16 protein-coding genes and 1 riboswitch are annotated in these 16,998 nt (G+C 53.6%); of the genes, 11 read left to right on the plus strand and 5 right to left on the minus strand.

Annotated features, from left to right (window positions below):
• Positions 1-126 precede the first annotated feature (126 nt).
• Positions 127-648, plus strand: a complete 522-nt coding sequence (locus NST69_RS03190) for a mismatch-specific DNA-glycosylase (protein ID WP_342548469.1) — start codon at positions 127-129, stop codon at positions 646-648.
• A gap of 656 nt (positions 649-1,304) precedes the next feature.
• On the opposite strand, the gene NST69_RS03195 is transcribed toward NST69_RS03190, so the two are convergent.
• Positions 1,305-2,273, minus strand: a complete 969-nt coding sequence (locus tag NST69_RS03195; RefSeq protein ID WP_209877203.1) for an MraY family glycosyltransferase — start codon at positions 2,271-2,273, stop codon at positions 1,305-1,307.
• Positions 2,274-2,357: 84 nt separating this feature from the next.
• Between NST69_RS03195 and NST69_RS03200 the strand changes: the two genes are divergently transcribed.
• Positions 2,358-3,047 (plus strand): YjjG family noncanonical pyrimidine nucleotidase, encoded by a 690-nt coding sequence (locus NST69_RS03200; RefSeq protein WP_342548470.1) that lies wholly within the window; start codon positions 2,358-2,360, stop codon positions 3,045-3,047.
• Positions 3,048-3,152: 105 nt separating this feature from the next.
• Complete coding sequence (locus tag NST69_RS03205) at positions 3,153-3,845, plus strand: hypothetical protein (RefSeq protein WP_342548471.1); 693 nt, start codon at positions 3,153-3,155, stop codon at positions 3,843-3,845.
• Positions 3,846-3,969: 124 nt separating this feature from the next.
• Here the strand turns inward: NST69_RS03205 and NST69_RS03210 are convergent, their stop codons facing one another.
• A complete protein-coding gene (locus tag NST69_RS03210; RefSeq protein WP_342548472.1) occupies positions 3,970-4,953 on the minus strand; it encodes a ring-cleaving dioxygenase in 984 nt (327 codons plus the stop codon).
• 152 nt (positions 4,954-5,105) lie between these two features.
• Here NST69_RS03210 and NST69_RS03215 point away from each other — a divergent pair, with 152 nt between their 5' ends.
• The 6 genes from NST69_RS03215 (at position 5,106) to NST69_RS03240 (ending at position 9,328) form a co-directional block, all read left to right on the plus strand.
• Positions 5,106-5,942, plus strand: coding sequence for an AAC(3) family N-acetyltransferase (locus tag NST69_RS03215; protein ID WP_342548473.1), 837 nt, complete (start codon positions 5,106-5,108; stop codon positions 5,940-5,942).
• 87 nt (positions 5,943-6,029) lie between these two features.
• Positions 6,030-6,962: a manganese-dependent inorganic pyrophosphatase gene (locus NST69_RS03220; protein ID WP_036723453.1), complete on the plus strand. Its 933-nt coding sequence runs from the start codon at positions 6,030-6,032 to the stop codon at positions 6,960-6,962.
• Positions 6,963-7,125: 163 nt separating this feature from the next.
• Positions 7,126-7,701: a hypothetical protein gene (locus tag NST69_RS03225; RefSeq protein ID WP_036723452.1), complete on the plus strand. Its 576-nt coding sequence runs from the start codon at positions 7,126-7,128 to the stop codon at positions 7,699-7,701.
• 22 nt (positions 7,702-7,723) lie between these two features.
• The gene (locus tag NST69_RS03230) at positions 7,724-8,425 is read left to right on the plus strand and encodes a pirin family protein (protein WP_342548474.1); all 702 of its coding nucleotides are present in this window, start codon (positions 7,724-7,726) and stop codon (positions 8,423-8,425) included.
• A 36-nt stretch (positions 8,426-8,461) separates the two neighbouring features.
• The gene (locus NST69_RS03235) at positions 8,462-8,791 is read left to right on the plus strand and encodes a hypothetical protein (protein WP_209877215.1); all 330 of its coding nucleotides are present in this window, start codon (positions 8,462-8,464) and stop codon (positions 8,789-8,791) included.
• A 207-nt stretch (positions 8,792-8,998) separates the two neighbouring features.
• A complete protein-coding gene (locus NST69_RS03240; protein WP_155991317.1) occupies positions 8,999-9,328 on the plus strand; it encodes a DUF898 family protein in 330 nt (109 codons plus the stop codon).
• 402 nt (positions 9,329-9,730) lie between these two features.
• Here the strand turns inward: NST69_RS03240 and NST69_RS03245 are convergent, their stop codons facing one another.
• The 3 genes from NST69_RS03245 to NST69_RS03255 all read right to left on the minus strand — a co-directional run bounded on the left by NST69_RS03245 (position 9,731) and on the right by NST69_RS03255 (position 12,801).
• Positions 9,731-10,411, minus strand: coding sequence for a peptidylprolyl isomerase (locus NST69_RS03245; protein WP_342550065.1), 681 nt, complete (start codon positions 10,409-10,411; stop codon positions 9,731-9,733).
• A 247-nt stretch (positions 10,412-10,658) separates the two neighbouring features.
• Positions 10,659-11,972: a voltage-gated chloride channel family protein gene (locus tag NST69_RS03250; protein WP_342548475.1), complete on the minus strand. Its 1,314-nt coding sequence runs from the start codon at positions 11,970-11,972 to the stop codon at positions 10,659-10,661.
• Positions 11,973-12,044: 72 nt separating this feature from the next.
• Positions 12,045-12,106: riboswitch (Fluoride riboswitch) on the minus strand.
• A gap of 86 nt (positions 12,107-12,192) precedes the next feature.
• Positions 12,193-12,801: a hypothetical protein gene (locus NST69_RS03255; protein WP_342548476.1), complete on the minus strand. Its 609-nt coding sequence runs from the start codon at positions 12,799-12,801 to the stop codon at positions 12,193-12,195.
• Positions 12,802-13,070: 269 nt separating this feature from the next.
• Between NST69_RS03255 and NST69_RS03260 the strand changes: the two genes are divergently transcribed.
• Positions 13,071-14,966, plus strand: a complete 1,896-nt coding sequence (locus NST69_RS03260; RefSeq protein WP_342548477.1) for an ATP-binding protein — start codon at positions 13,071-13,073, stop codon at positions 14,964-14,966.
• Positions 14,967-15,081: 115 nt separating this feature from the next.
• Positions 15,082-16,992, plus strand: coding sequence for an ATP-binding protein (locus NST69_RS03265; protein WP_342548478.1), 1,911 nt, complete (start codon positions 15,082-15,084; stop codon positions 16,990-16,992).
• Positions 16,993-16,998 lie beyond the last annotated feature (6 nt).

Below are 16,998 nucleotides of genomic sequence, written 5' to 3' on the forward strand. Positions count from 1 at the left end.
ATTATTCGGATAGCGGTAGCAAGAGCGTCTGAGTGTCTTAACCTGCCTGCTTGGGTTATGCTTATATTATAGCAAGTAAGGGTTCAAATGGACCTGCCAGCTACGACAGCTAAGGAGGAAAGCCTTATGGAAGAGGTGCGGGATCATCTGGATCACGGACTCCAGATTGTTTTCATCGGGTTCAACCCCAGCATCCGATCCGGGGAGCTGGGTCATCATTATGCCAATCCGCGCAATAACTTCTGGCGTATACTGCATAAGTCCGGGCTGACGCCGCGGCTATACGAGGCCTCCCAGGACGGGGAGCTGCTGAAGCTGGGATACGGCTTCACCAACATCGTTGCCCGGCCCACCGTAGGCGCTGAAGATATCACCCGGGAGGAGTACGCCAGGGGCCGTGAGCTCCTGCGGGCCAAGCTGGAGGAATACCGCCCGGAGATTGCCTGCTTTGTCGGCAAGGGCGTGTACACAGAATTCAGCCGCAGAACTACAGTCGGCTGGGGCTTCCAGGAAGGCATCGCTCCGGTGGTGGACGGAGTCCGGGAGTTCGTTGCTCCCTCCTCCAGCGGCCTGGTCCGCATGCCGATGCCTGAGATTATCGGAATCTACTCGCAACTGCGTAAATTCACGGAGGAGCAGGAGCCTTAAGGCCGGAGAAGCCCGGCATATGGGTACGTGGGCTCGATGTATGTTAAAAACCGACCACATTGGGCAGTACGGAGGCGCGTGGACCAGATATAGGCGAAAAACCGACCACATTGGGCAGTACGGAGACACGTGGACCAAATATAGGCGAAAAACCGACCACAATGCGCAGTACGGAGGCGCGTGGACCAGATATAGGCGAAAAACCGACCACATTGGGCAGGCGCCAAGGCGCGAGCTTGCGTAGGCAGGGTCTTTATTTCGTGTCCCGCTTAAACAGCGGAGTGGACGGAACGATTGTGGAAAAGCGATAGCGTTCGCCTTTGTCTCCGGATTTTTACCGATTAGGGAAATAAATAAAATCTGGAGACAACAGCGATTGTAACAACGGTCCGTTCGTGGAGCGTCCACCCAAGCGCCTGCGTTGATCCTGCTCAAAAGTAAAAGGTTTTCCCAAGTAACTAATTCCGTTCACGCAGCCTCCACCCAAAACTAAAAAGGCTGCCCCAATCAGCCATTTCATGACTTTTGGGAACAGCCCTTTTCAAAAGATAAGTATTTATAGGCTTCGCGCTAAAATTATCCTTATCTTTCTCGCTGAAACGGTACCGTCCTTTAAAAGGACGGCAATGCCGTTTCCACTTGTAATTTCGGCCTGCCTACGTCTGGATCAGCAGCAGGATAATAGACGACAGGGAGAGGCAAATGCTGGCCAGATAGAGCACCCCGACCACTTGTCTCTGGTTCAGACCGGCCTTGAGCAGACGGTAATGAACCTGAGTGGCGTCCGCCTGATAGATGGCTTGTCCCTTCAGGAAGCGCCGGATGACGACAAAAATATTGTCGAAGATCGGTACGCCCAGCGCGAGAATCGGAATGAACAGCGACAACACCGTTGCCTGCTTGAAGGCGCCGTCCAGCGCAATCACCGCCAGAATGAAGCCGAGGAAGGTGGCGCCGGCATCGCCCATGAAGATTTTGGCCGGAGCCTTGTTGAAGCGCAAGTACGCCAGGGTAACCCCGATCAGCGAAACTGCCATGAAGGCTGAAGTGGATTGGCCCATCGTAAGTGCGACTACGAACAGGGTTACTGCTGAGATCGCTGTAAGTCCGCCGGCCAGACCGTCCATGCCGTCCGAGAAATTAATGACCGTAGTGACGCCGAAGATCCAGATGATCGTCAGCAGGAACTGCAAAATGAACGGCAGTGAGATATAATCACCTGAGAACGGATTAATGAAGCCGGTAAACGCATTGCCGGAAAAGAACACCAGAACGGCGGCGGCAATCTGTACGATGAATTTGGGCAGGGCCGGGAAATCCTTGCCTTTGGTTTTGTACCAGTCATCGATGGTTCCTATAGTCAGCAGAAGCACACCGCCAATGAACAGGGCGAGCGTCTCCAGGGTGAATTCACGTGCGAAGAGCAGATATGTAATGAAAAAACCTACGAATATGGCATAGCTTGCCGTTAGCGGGATGGGTTCCCTATGGATTTTGCGTTCAACATCTTCCCTCGGCCTGTCCACGAAATCCAGCCGGAAAGCGAGCCTGCCCAGAGGAGGAATCAGCAGATAAACGATAAAAAATGACACGAGAAAAGCTAAACCGTATAAAATGACAATCACCCCGTTGATTTTTTTAAGGCCTAGCCCAGATTATATCGCAGAAGGATGTATGTTGTCGAACACATAAGCGAGATGGAGGAAAAGATGAAATACGAATGTATCCTATTTGATGCTGATGATACACTGTTCGATTATGGAATGGCCGAGAGCCACGCCTTGAGCCATGCCTTTGCCCACTTCGGGTTGCCGACAGGCGCGCAGGAGTATGCGGCCAGCTACCAGGAGATTAACCATGCCTTATGGAAGGATTTCGAGCAAGGAAAGATCACCTCTGCCGCCCTGCGGGTGGAGCGGTTCAACCGCCTGTTTGCTGCCCGTCAGCTCACCTTCAAGCCGGAGGAATTCAGTGAAGCGTACCTGCGCTTTCTCGGGGAGGGTACCTTCCTGATTCAGGGGGCTGCCGAGCTCTGCGGTGAGCTTACCGGGTGCCGGCTGGCAGTGATTACGAACGGAATCAGCGATGTGCAGCATGCCCGGATTAAGGGTTCCCCGCTAAGCGAGGTATTCGAGGCGGTGATTGTATCGGAGGAGACGGGCTACCAGAAGCCGGAGACGGGGATTTTTGATTATGCTTTTGCTAAGCTTAAGCTGTCCGATAGACGCAAGGTGCTAATCGTCGGAGACTCCCTGACCTCGGATATCCGGGGCGGGAACAACTATGGCATCGATACATGCTGGTTCAATCCGCTGGGCAAGTCCGGTGATCCTGAGAACCTTCCTACCTATGAAATCCGCAGTCTGGACGAGCTGGTGGAGATCGTGAACCGCGCGTAAGCGGAATAAACGGCGGCAGGCAGGTTGAAAGTTTCGCTTCCGTGTTAAATATATAGGGACGCAAAGTTTCTACTTTTTTAACAACAACATACGGGAGAGGATATTATGAGAAAAAAATGGCTGATTGCCGCGGTGGTCACCGGCATGACGGTAACAGGCTCGGCAGGGGTGTATGCGGGCACCAAGCTGCAGCAGATCAAGGCTTATCTGAACCATAGCTTGGGTATTGTGGTGGATGGTAATCCTTTTTGGATGAAGGATGGCAATGGCAAAACCCTGACTCCAATTACCTATGAAGGTCTCACCTACCTGCCGGTCCAATCGATCGCCACGGTGCTGAAGGTGCCTATCAATTATGACTCGGTCAACTATAAAGTGAGAATTGGAGAAGGCAGCGCAAATATTCCTGCTCCGACTCCTGCACCGGGAACCTCTGCCGGCGGGGGGAATACAACTCCTGCTCCTGTAGTGGAGGGAACGGCCAGACCGGTTAATCTGCCTAAGGATTTTCCGATTCCCCAGGACGCCCTGATTGCGATCACTCTGGATACGGATGCTAACGGCCAGAAGAAGGTAGCGTTCACGTATTCCACGCAGGAGACACTGGAGATCATGGGCTTCGTGTACAGTGAATATGCGCGGATTAAAAATCTGGATAATGCCTCCGAATCGGTGTCGGCCAGCAATGTTAAAATTTCGGGCAGACTCGGCGGGACAAGTCCTGTATCCATTACAGGCAAAGCCTCCACGGCCCGCCCCGGCTTCAATCTGTTCACGATCACCTGGTCGGAGAGCTGATCTGAGCCAGTACAGTTAAGCTGCTATGCAGGCTTGGCTAACCTAAAAAGAAACTCCGGCTTGTAAATCAGCCGGAGTTTCTTCATGTGCAATTCATCTGAACTAATTCACTAAGTCAATAACGTTAGACCTGCGGGCGGGTGTCCAGCGGCTTCAGGTGGGCCTCAATCTGTTCACGCTTTGCTTCCAGGAACGGCGGCAGGGCCAGCGCCTCGCCCAGATGCTCGACATCCTCATCTGTGGCGAAGCCCGGACCGTCCGTTGCCAGCTCGAACAGAATACCGTTCGGCTCCCGGAAGTACAGGGAGCGGAAGTAGAAGCGGTCCACAAAGCCCGAGTTCGGGAGCTGTACGCTGCGGATGCGTTCAATCCACTGCTTCAGCTCCTCTTCGTTATCGACACGGAAGGCTACATGATGCACGCCGCCCCGTCCCAGGCGCTCCTGCGGAAGATCGCTGCGTTCCTCCAGATGGATCTCTGTACCAGAGCCGCCTTCGCCAGTCTCGAACACGATAATATCCGGCTGACCCGCGACTGGAGAAGGATAACTGCCTGCACGGCGGAAGCCGAGCAGGTCCTCCAGAATCAGGGCCGTATGCTCAGCGGTCTCGACGGTCAGATGTGCCGGTCCCAGTCCGACAATGGCATACTCGGCAGGAACCGGGCTCTTGGCCCACGGCTTGCCGCCGGGCATGCCCTCGTTATGTTCATCCGAGACGAGGATGAGGCGCTGGCCCTCATGGTCGGTGAAGGCCAGCGTTTTGCGGCCGCCGCGTTCGGTGATTTCTTCATGCTCTACGCCCAGCACGGTGAAGCGCTGTGTCCAGAAGAGCAGGGCATCATCCCCGGGAACACGCAGGGAGAGTGCGGAGATGCTGTTGTTGCCGTCGCGGTTACGCCCTGCGTTAGGCAGCTCGAAGAAGGTAAGCTCCGTGCCGGGGTTCCCGGTCTCATCCCCGTAGAACAGGTGATATACAGATACGTCATCCTGGTTGACGGTCTTCTTGATCAAGCGGAGTCCGAGAACTTCTGTATAGAATTTGTAGTTCTCAGGCGCTTTGGCGGTAATGGCGGATACATGGTGAAGCCCTTTTAATGTTAAACTCATGGGAATACCTCCTGAAATATTTGGTTGTTGGTTATATAAAAGCCGCAAATTACTTATTAATATTAAGTTACTATAATTTTAATAGTAAATGAGTAATTTTGCAAGGTGTATTTCAAGGATGGTATTTATTATTCAGGAAAGCGGGGTTAATCATGCACACCAGATCAAGTCTGATGAAGCAACTGGAGAGGATGGGGATCGATCCGCAGGGGACACTGCTGGTCCATTCCTCGCTCAAAAGCATCGGTGAAGTGGAAGGGGGAGCGGATACCGTACTGGATGTTCTCTCTGAATATATGAAGGAGGGACTGCTGGTCCTGCCCACGCATACCTGGTCTTATATCGACGGGCAGAATCCGCGCTTCTCTGTGGTGGAGTCGCCCGCCTGCGTAGGAATTCTGCCGGAGCTGTTCCGTAAGCGGCCGGGCGTGATCCGTTCCTGGCATCCTACGCATTCGGTGGCGGCGCTAGGCAGGGATGCGGCGGTGTTCACGGCCGGAGATGAGCGCTGGGATACGCCCTGTGCACGCGGTTCGGTCTATGGCAAGCTGCTGGACCGGGAAGCGGAGATTATGCTGCTTGGTGTGGATCTGCGGAGAAATACATTCATTCACGGCATTGAAGAGTGGGTGGATATTCCCGGCCGGATGACGGACGGGCATGAGGCGCTCTGTACCGTGACGCCTGAAGGCAGGGAGATCGCGGTGCCTTCGCGCAGACACTGCGGACTGTCCTGGTCGCAGCATTTCTGGAAGGTGGAATCCGTGCTGGAGGACGGCGGGGCGCTGCGCAGGGGCAGCTTCGGCGATGCGGCGGTTATGCTCTGCGGCACTGTAGAGACTACGCGTATCTTGAGTGATATGCTCAGAGAGAACCCGGATCTGTTCTCGGATAACGAGCCTTTATACGGGGAGAATGCGCCTGAGGCGCTGCCGAAGACGAAGCGGGGTCAACCTGTAGAGGCAGTGCAAGAGCATACCAAGAGTTAACCCAGGCCAGATATTTACGGGTCTCTGGCAGGTTTCTATCAATGTATGGTATATTATTCTCACAAAAACATAGTAAGGAGATTGGAAATGACAAAAACTTTGATCTTTGGTCACAAAAACCCGGATACAGATACGATCTGCTCGGCAATTGCTTACGCGGCACTGAAGAAGGAACTGGGCTGGGATGCTGAGCCGGTCCGGCTTGGAGACATCAGCGGAGAGACTCAGTTCGCCCTCGACCACTTCGGGGTAGAAGCGCCGCGTCTGGTGGAGAACGTTGCTGCAGAAGCTGAACAAGTTATTCTGGTTGACCATAATGAACGCCAGCAAAGTGCGAATGATATCGATCAGGTCCGTGTGGTTGAGGTTATTGATCATCACCGGATTGCGAACTTCGAGACTGCCTATCCGCTGTATTACCGGGCTGAGCCAGTCGGCTGTACGGCTACCATTCTGAACAAGCTGTACAAAGAGAATGGCGTGGCCATTCCCAAGAACATCGCCGGTCTGATGCTGTCCGCTATCATTTCCGATTCCTTGCTTTTCAAATCGCCGACCTGCACGGAGCAGGATGTGGCTGCTGCGCGTGAGCTGGCGGTCATTGCCGGAGTGGATGCCGAGAGCTATGGCCTGGACATGCTCAAAGCCGGTGCAGACCTGAGCGACAAGAGCATTGCCCAACTGATCTCTCTGGATGCCAAGGAATTCAAGATGGGCGAGTATAAGGTGGAGATTGCCCAGGTTAACGCTGTGGATGTGAATGATGTCCTGTCCAAGCAGCCGGAGCTGGAAGCGGCGCTTACCGCGATTATTGACGACAAGGGACTGGATCTGTTCCTGTTCGTGGTTACCGATATCCTGAACAACGATTCCGTGGGTCTTGCCCTGGGCCGCGTAGCCGGCGCTGTGGAGCAGGCTTACAATGTGAAGCTGGATGATAACAAGGCTGTGCTGAAGGGTGTAGTGTCCCGTAAATCTCAGATTGTACCGGTTCTTACCGAGACGATCGCCAAGCTGTAATTGCTGCTTCCGAGTGTGCCCGGAGTAAGAAGGTTGTCCCGTGACCGGCTGTGCCTTTTCCTCAGGAAAAAAGTACAGCCGGTTTTATTTTACAATTCACAGCAACTCCTTGCCTCCTGAAGGGTATAAACAGCATAGGACATTATAGAGGGGGACGGGAATAATGGGGAAGATGCGCAAGCTGGCGATTTCAACAATGTGCCTGATGATGGTCTCGGGAGGAGGCCTGCTGTATGCTGCTGCCGGCAAAACAGATCTCTCATTCTATGTAAATAATATGCTGCTTAAGCAGTCTGCACTATCCTCGGATGGCGGGGTCTATGTGCCTGTGGAACAGCTTTCCGAGAATATGCAGGCGATTGTATCGGTGGACGACTCAGCAGGGACGGTCAAGATCTACAAGCCTAATGTGAATACGGTGCTGCTGGATGAGTCGGGCAAGATTTTCGGCAAAGTCAGAATGGACACCAGCAATACCTTCTCTGCCCTGGTGCAGGTGGATGATCTCAAAACAGATATCTCCGATCTGAAAATCACCATTACAGACCCGGCAGGCAAGACGGATGTTGTAGATAACCAGCCGATTACAGAGAAGAAGGACAGCTTCTGGTTCAAATCGGCAGCGTATAATTATAAGGTTACCGACAAAGGGAACTACATGATCCAGGTGTATTTTAAGGATGCTGCGTCCAAGAAATGGTTCATCGTTTCTGAACTGCAGATATCGACCACTTCATAATAAACCACAGGAGGCGGTTCCATTGATTACAATCTATCCTGCTGCGTCTGCGCACCAGTTCGATCACGGCTGGCTGAAGGGCAGTCATGTATTCTCCTTCGGGGATTTCTATGATCCGGACAATACGGCCTTTGGGCCGATGCGCGTCTGTAACGATGATACGATCGCTCCGGGAAAAGGCTTCGGCGCCCATCCGCACAGTGACATGGAGATTGTCTCGATTGTGCTGTCCGGCGTGCTTCGTCATGAGGACAACCTCGGCAATGTCGCGCAGACGTCCTTCGGCGGCATCCAGCGGATGTCGGCAGGGACCGGCGCGATTCATACGGAGCATAACCCTTCGGACAGTGAGCCGGTCCGCCTGCTTCAGCTATGGTTCATGCCCAAGGCCCGGGGGACGGCTCCTTCTTATGCAACCGGACGCTTCGATCCGGCCAAGCTTGAAGGAAGGCTGCTTCCGGTAGTAGCCTCCGAGGCCTCTGACGAGATTGTCGATATAGCCCAGGACATGACCATTTATCTCGGGAAGGCCGAGGCGGGAGGGCAACTGAATTTCCGGCAGGAGCCGGGGCGGCGCAGCTTTGTATATCTGGTTGAAGGGCAGCTTACCCTGAACGGGGATGATGTGCTGAAGCCGGGTGATTCGGCAAGAATCGAGGACATAGCGCAGCTGGAGCTGAAGGCTGATGAGAATATACTGGTCATGGTGATTGATCTGCCGTAATGCGCGGCGGGATACCGACATGAAGGAGGAGCTTGAATGGCAGAACAGGAGAGAGTGCTGGTGAAGCATTCCGTAACCGGACGCATGCTTGTGAACAGCATGGAGGGAGTAGGGTATACCTTCGATAAGCAGGGCGGGCTGACCTTAATCACCCTGACGGATGTGGCTGCAGATAAGGGCGCTGCGGTGGTGGAGCTGAAGGCGGAGCTTAATGTATTCCGCTTCGAGGAGCCTGCGGACGGGCCGGTCATCAAGCATTGGTACTACGTTGGAGATCAGCCTGTAACCTATGATGCGGACTCCGGGCGCTTAACGATAGCCGTGCAGTCCGAAATCGAATACCGGCCAGATCAATACTGGGCCTGATCCCTTTGCAGACTCCACCGCATGTGCTTACAATAGGCGTGAGGTTCGGGGTCTGCTGCTTCATGCACTTTTATGAAAATAGATGAAAATGGGACTGCCAGTTAGATTTGTGAGAAATGTAGTGGTGCTCACCATGGATAATAAGGAAAATAGAACCAGGAATAATTTTGCATGAATGAAAGGCGGAGACCCATGGGAGCACTGCACATGAATACGGCAGCGATGAATTATGGAAGCAGGGAATCTTATTTTGACGGGAAGCTTATTGAGTACATTGGGTGGTGCCTCGCTGGCTGGCTGGTTACGGTCTGTACCTTCGGCATCTGCTATCCCTGGTCTGTGGTCATGCTCTACCGCTGGAAGGTCGAGCATACCGTGGTGGAAGGGCAGCGCCTGCGGTTCGACGGTACAGCCGTCAGCCTGTTCGGACAATGGATCAAGTGGTTCCTGCTGACGGTGATTACGATTGGGATCTACGGCTTCTGGGTGGTTATTAAGCTGGAGCAGTGGAGAACGAAGCACACCCACTTCCAATAAGAAGCTGCATGCTTCGAGTATACGCAGGATGCGAAGAAGAGCCATTCTCCGGTTATGGAGGATGGCTCTTTTGTGTGGATTTTGGAGCAAGACTAGCTGAGCATCAGACCTATAGAAGTTAATGTAGTTCAACCAAGCAGTGCTTTATGCGTGTAGTTCCAAGTAGACATTCAGGGATAGTTGCAGAATGTACACTTAAAAACAGCGAAAAAGAAGGCTTGTCTCTTATAGCTGTAATCTGTACAACTAAATCTGCCCCAACGGGTGGAAACTCGGGAAAGTGGGGATTTTAAGTGTACGAAATACAGCTAAACGTCTACTGGGGAGCAAACCAGACGTTTTAGTTGTACAAAATACAATTAAGCCTGCTCTACTAGTCAGTGCAACCGGCCTGTAGGCTGCTTATTGTGCTTTTTGCGGCTCGGGATAAGTAACCCCAAGGGTATCAACGGTGACCTTCTTCATTACCGGCGGCTGATCCGGACGGTCATTCTTGCCACGCGGCAGACTGACGATCGCCTGGACCGCTTCGAGTCCTTCGGTAACCTTACCGAAGGCGGCGTAATCGCCGTCCAGGCTTGGATAAGCAGCGGCCATAATGAAGAACTGGGAGCCGGCAGAGTTCATATCCTTGCTTCTCGCCATGGACAGCACACCTTCTGTATGCAACAGATTATTGGTGAAGCCGTTGTTATTGAATTCTCCGGCAATGCTGTAGTCCGGTCCGCCCATTCCTGTGCCATCCGGGTCCCCGCCCTGGATCATGAAGCCCGGAATGACCCGGTGGAAGATGGTTCCGTCATAGAAGCCCTTCTGAATCAATGAAATGAAGTTGTTGACCGTATTGGGGGCAACCTCGGGATACAGCTCGGCCTTAATAACAGCGCCGTTATCCATCTCGATCGTAACCACCGGATGGCTGGCTGTGGCTGAAGGCACGCCTTCTGTAGCAGCGGCGCTCTCCTGCGGTGCTGCTGTAGCCTCACTGCCTGCTCCGGAGCTGCTGTTACCATTACCGGCGGCATTATTATTCACTGGCTTATTGCCGCAGCCCGCCAGAATGACGAGCATCAGGCACATCATCGCAAGCAGGATGACGGGCTTTCTTGTGATAGACTTCACTTCAGAATCTCTCCTTTTGTCCAAATATAAGAATTAATATGTTGCACACGATAAATTATCCTTCTATTTCTCGCTGAAACGGTACCGTCCTTTAAAAGGACGGCAAAGCCGTTTCCACTTGTTGAATAATCTGGTGCATTCACCTCTGTATCATACCTTCTTTGTCCTGCTTCTGGCAAAGCCTGCTTCTGCGCCCTGCCGGATTCCGCTACTTTGGTGCGGGCTGCTCCTTGGCGGAGGCTAGCGTCGTTCCTTCGGGAACCGGCAGTAAGGCGCTTTTGGAGATGCCGATAAGCTGGGAGCTGTAGATGCCGCTGTGCCCGGAGAACAGATAACTGATGATGCAGGCGATGAACATATAGACCGCTCCGCCGGAGCCGAACAGCTCGATGCCCATTATGAAGCAGGCAAGCGGTGTATTGGTTGCTCCGCAGAAGACAGCGATGAAGCCAAGTGAAGCCAGGAAAGGCCCATATAGATGAAGCACTCCGGCCAGGCTGCTCCCCAAGGAAGCTCCAATCGCGAATAGCGGCGTCACTTCGCCGCCCTGGAAGCCGGTCCCCAGGGTGAAGGCGGTGAAGATCAGCTTCCACAGAAAGGCGAAGGGCGATACGCCGTCTTCGAAGGAGCTGCTGATCAGCGGAAGGCCCAGCCCCAGATAGTCCCGGGAACCGGCTATGTAGACCAGGGCGATAATGATCAGCCCGCCGGCGGCGCTTTTGAGCATGGGATTACGGATTAGGGCGGTGAAGGTCCGCTTCAGATAATGGGTAAGCTCACTGAACAGCAGGCTGCACAGGCCGAAGAGGATGGAGGCGAATATAACCTTGACCAGCACCAGCGCATCCATAGCGGGGAAGACATCCACCTGATAATGGATATGGTGAACGCCCCACAAGCGGGAGGCTACCAGATCACCGGTGAAGCTGGCGGCAAAACAGGGCAGCAGCGCCTTATGGCTGATCAGCCCGATGGCGATGACCTCCAGGCCGAACACCGTTCCGGCCAGCGGAGTGCCGAAGATGGAGCCGAAGCCGCCGCTGATGCCGCACATCAGCAGGATTCGGCGGTCCAGCGGACCGATTCTGAGCCAGCGTCCGAGTGCGTCGGCCAGACTGCCGCCCATCTGCACAGCCGTGCCCTCACGTCCGGCCGAGCCGCCGAAGAGATGGGTAATCAGCGTCCCGCCAAGGACCAGCGGGGCCATGCGCAGCGGAATCGCTTCATTGCCCTGGCGGATCTGCTCCAGGATCAGATTGTTACCCTTCAGGCTGCTCTTGCCGTAGCGCATATACATTCCGCTGACGAGCGCGCCTCCCGCCGGAAGCAGGAAGAGAAGCCAGGCATGCTCCAGCCTTACCTGGGTGACTGCGTTCAGACTGGCCAGGAACAAGGCCGAGGCACTTCCTGCCAGCAGCCCGACCAGTCCCCCTAGAATCACCCATTTGACGAATGTACTCCAGAGCGCAAGCTGGCTCTGGCGCGCTGCAAGTGCTGCCCACCGTTCATACTTCCTCTTCATTATGGCTAACGCTCCCCTACCCGAAATAAATACTGCCCTGAAATCAAAACAGACTCCTACCAGCGTAGTTAACCACTGGTAGGAGTCATTAGCCCCGAAGGGCGGTTATGGCGAACTCCATCTCCGTAATCGAATGAAACTATCGTATGCCGATTGTCTCCAAAAGTCAATATGAACCTGGACCTTGGGTGAACGCCCCGGCAGGACCGCTTAGCCGTGTCTACTCGTCACCGTTCGAGCCGTTCAGCACATCGGTTCCGGGCATGGCATCAGGGTCGGGGGAGACCGGATCAATGCTGCTTCCGGGAACCAGCTCATCCGCATCCGGGACATCCTCCAGCGGAGCGGCTTCCTGCGCTTCTTCGGTCACCTCTTCCTCCGTATCCGCATAATCAATGACGCTGCCGGTTAATCCGGCTGCACCGGCCGTGTATATAGCATCCGACTCCAGCAGCTCATCCCGCTGCGGACCGGGGGTGGCGGAAGAGGGAGCGGGGCGGTCTGCGCGCGGTCCAAGCCCGGCGTCCGGCACATTCAGGCCGATATCGGCTGCCAGAATAGGATCGCTCTCCAGCGCCGGATCCGAGCCGTCATCCACTACACCGTCGAAATCGATCGGTGTGAAGTGAGCAGGGTCATGACTGGCCAGTGCAGATTCCAGCGGGCGGTTCCCGGCGCCTGCAGTTTCCTCACTGGGGCTTGGCTCAGTAATCGTGCCAAGCGGACGCAATTCTTCCAGCGGGATATCCTGCTCCGGGGAGACACCGCCCATTTTGGTATAGCGCTCATATGCAAAGTCGGCTTCCGTCTTATTGAATTCGTTACCCATCGTGAATCAGCTCCCTTTTCCCTTGTTGTAAGTCTTCTTCATCTTATAGTACAACTATACCCGTTTAAGCGGCGGCGAATCTGCCCGGCATCCAGGCTGCCCATCTGATTAATATATTCATTTCTCCGGCAGAATAACCGGAATAGATGAATTAACCGAGCCGTTTCGAGGTTATTTGCAGTCTGATGGCAGGTATTGTGCAAACGTTGTCGAAAATAAGAATCATATGGACTATATAAATACAACTAAGGATTCACTGAGGTGCCACAATGAAGTTAGCATCAACCAAAACAGCCGCAGTCTTTATTATGCTGCTGCTTGTAATAACCATCATTCCAGCGGGGATCGCCATAGAATGGGATGCACATACCGAAGCGGAAATTCCGGCCTGGGAGCTGAAGTGGGAAACGGCCGGGAATAGCGGCATAGAAGCTGTAATGGCAGGGCCAGCCGCCGGATGGACATGGGTGCGGGCCAGGGAGGCCAGGCCCCTTTCGCCAGCAGGTACCGCTTCCGCCTGGATGCGGATTACCTTGCCTCCTGCGGGAGCAACTCCCGCTATTCTGATCGATAGAGTATTTGGCGACAACCTGAAAGCATATATAGACAACCGGCTAATCTACGATTCCAGCGGGGATGTGGAATATAGCGGCAACAAGGTGCTGATTCCATTACCGGCACAAGACAGTGCAAAGCCGCTCTATCTGTGGAATGCGGGCAGCGGGGAGTTTGGAATCGAGGGGCACATAAGGGTTGGCAGCTATAATCAGCTGCTGTCCTTTTATGTGAAGCAGGATCTGGTGGACGTTGTGCTCGGAGCCGCCATGATCTTCATGGCCGGAGCGTTATTGATCTGCCTGCTGTTCCTTAAGCCCGAATTTTTCTACAGCGGTTTTTTTCTGGCCCTTGTCATCCTGTCCTTTGGAGTGTTGCTGCTGACGTACTCCCCGTTTCTGACGCTGATTCTAAGCCGGGGGGATCGTCTGAGGCAGATCAGCTTCGATTTGGCCCTGTTCACCATTATGCCGGCGTTCACGCTTTATTTTGAGCAGCTATTCGGACCGGGCAAGCGGGGCTTCACTACCCGGGTGCGTAAATTTCAGCTCGCCTATTCCCTGTTCTGTACCGCAGCGCTTATTCTGAATGCCGCAGTATCCTTCCGGCTGGATGCGCTGTATTCCATTCTGACTATTAACGCAACCGGTGTACTAATGATGGCCCAGCTTATCTACCTGCTGTATCTGGCGCTTTCTTATGCCCGCAAAGGCAATTCAGATGCCATCCTGTTCACGGGCGGCTTCTCTGTATTTGCCGTGGTCTCGGTGGCGGAGCTGCTGCGTTACTTCATTTCAATGGAGAGGTATCATCTGTACTGGTGGAAATGGGGCATGGTGGTATTCATTCTTTCCCTGATTGCTATTCTGGGGAAACGGTTTGCGGGAAGCCATGAGAAGGCGCTGGAATACGCCAGGGAGCTGGAGAAGTTCAATAATGAGCTGCAGCGTTCGGAGAAAATGGAGATTATCAGTGAGCTGGCCGCCTCGGTAGCCCATGAGGTGCGTAATCCGCTCCAGGTCACACGCGGGTTCCTGCAGATTCTGGGGGAGCGCTCCGGCAACAAGGAGAAGGAATATCTGAAGATGGCTGTGGGAGAGCTGGACCGGGCCTCGGTAATCATTACTGATTTCCTTACCTTTGCGAAGCCGGGCTTGGATATCGTGGATGTATTCGAAGTCTCGGGGGAGCTGAAGCATGTGTCGGGAATCCTGCTGCCGCTGGCTAATCTGCAGGGCGGTTCGATAGAGCTGCGTCTGCAGCAGGAGCTTCAAGTGACGGGCAGCCCGGCCAAATTCAAACAGGCGTTCATTAATCTGATCAAGAACAGCATTGAATCACTGCAGGAGGAAGGGGAGATTGTAGTAACAGCCTGGAGGACAGGCAACTGGGTAATCATCAGCGTGAAGGATAACGGCGAGGGAATGAAGGTTAGCGAACTGGCCCGTCTGGGCGAGCCGTATTACTCCAATAAGACCAAGGGGACGGGACTCGGCCTCATGGTCACCTTCCGTATTATTGAAGCGATGAACGGCACGATTGAGTTCCACAGCCGCAAGGGCGAAGGAACCGAGGTGCTTATTAAATTGCCGGCCTCCAGCATGAATTAGAAATTTTTTTTGTTTATTCCGTTTTTTTGAAGGGATGGGCAGAGCATGGGGCGAAATATTAACACTACAGAACTTTGCTTCTAAAACTTTCCTCTGAGGTGCTTGCATGTCTTTGATGGTCAAAAGTTTACATACAGCGTTAGTATTGTTCCTGCTGTGCCTAACCTGCGGAAGCCTCCTGGTGTCCGCGCAGAGCGCTTCCCCCGCCAGTGAGATCAGACATTGGCAGATGAAGTGGCAGGAGGGGCCGGATGATGGCGGACTCCAGGCTCCTGTAAAGGATGACCAGGGGTGGATTGACGTGGAGGCGAAGGCGGAGATGCCGCGCAAGCCTACCGGGGTATCCTCCGCCTGGACCAAGATTACTTTGCCCTCCTATCATTACGTGTCCCCCTCCGTCTATATTCAGACGATTTATGCGCTGCATGTGAAGGTGTATGTGGAGGACCGGCTGGTTTTTGAAGGAGACCGCGGCTTCATTATGGATAATTATTCCTTGCTTGTGCCTCTGGACATGCGGGATAACGGAAAGACGCTCTATATCTGGACGCAGACGCTCCAGGACCGGATCGGAATCAAAGAGCAGGTGATACTCGGTGAGCACAGTCTTCTAATCAAGGACTATATCAAAAACGGACTCATAGATGTGATTCTGGGCGGCGCTTTTATCTTCGTGGCGGCGGTGCTGTTTGTGTGCGCATTTTTCCTGAACAAGGAGTATTTCCCCGTGACGGCTTCGCTGTCTGTTGTTATCGCCTCTACCGGTGTGCTGTCTGTAACCTACTCTCCCTTCACGTATACCTTCTACAGCTATTTGGGCGGGCTCAGTGTATTTTTGTTCGATGTGGCGCTGTTGTCCCTGTTACCCGCACTGACCTTCCTGTTCGAGAAAATTTTCGGCGCGGGCAAATACGGCATCATCCGCAGGTTCCGCAAATTCCAGATGGTCTATTCCTTATTTTGCTGTGTCCTCCTCATTATAAATGCACTCTCCGGGGGCCAGTATTTGAAATTCTACTACTTCATCTCCACCAACATTGTCGGAATTATTATGATTCTTCAATTCATTCTGCTGATCGGCTGCGTCATCGTGTTCTCCCTGAAGCGCAATAAGGATGCGATCATCTTCGCCTGCGGCTTCGGTACGGCTGCCCTTACCGGGGTGTTGGAGCTGATGTGGTATTATTTCAAACGCGGAAATTATGATCTCTTCTACTGGAAGTGGGCGCTGGTTGTGTTTATTCTCTCGCTGATTGTGATTCTGGGACGGCGGCTGGCGCAGAACCACAGCCAAGTGGTGAAATATTCGCAGGAGCTGGAGCTGTTCAACAACGAACTGCAGCGTTCAGAGAAAATGGAGATTATCAGCGAATTGGCAGCATCGGTAGCCCATGAGGTACGTAACCCGCTCCAGGTGACCCGGGGGTTCCTCCAGCTGCTCAGCGAGAAGTCGAGCGGGGACGAGCAGAAATACCTGTCCATGGCGCTCAGTGAGCTGGACCGGGCGGCGAGTATTATCACCGATTTTCTGACCTTTGCCAAGCCCGAATTTGAACAGGTCTCCCTGCTCTATGTGAATGAAGAGTTCTTGCATATCCAGAGCATCCTGCTGCCTTTATGCCATTTGAACGGGGGCAAAATGATTCTGGAGGTGGAAGACGGTCTGCGGGTCAAAGGGAATTCCTCGAAGTTCAAGCAGGCGATGATTAATATCATCAAGAACAGCATTGAATCCCTGGGGGAGGAAGGCACGATTCAACTGCTGGCATACAGCCGGGGGGATAAAATACATATTCATATTAAGGATAACGGGGCAGGTATGGAACCGGCTGTGCTTAGCCGTCTGGGCGAGCCGTATTTCTCCTCTAACAAGACGAAGGGCACGGGGCTCGGGCTGATGGTTACCTTCCGTATTATTGAAGCGATGGAGGGAGAAATTCGTTTTATGAGCAAAAAAGGAGCCGGAACCGAGTCCATCACCATTCTGCCGCGTGCAGAAGGGCCGGACGATTCCAACTCCCGATAATAGGTT

It is taken from the genome of Paenibacillus sp. FSL P2-0089, assembly GCF_038595095.1.
Lineage (GTDB): Bacteria > Bacillota > Bacilli > Paenibacillales > Paenibacillaceae > Paenibacillus_AQ > Paenibacillus_AQ silagei.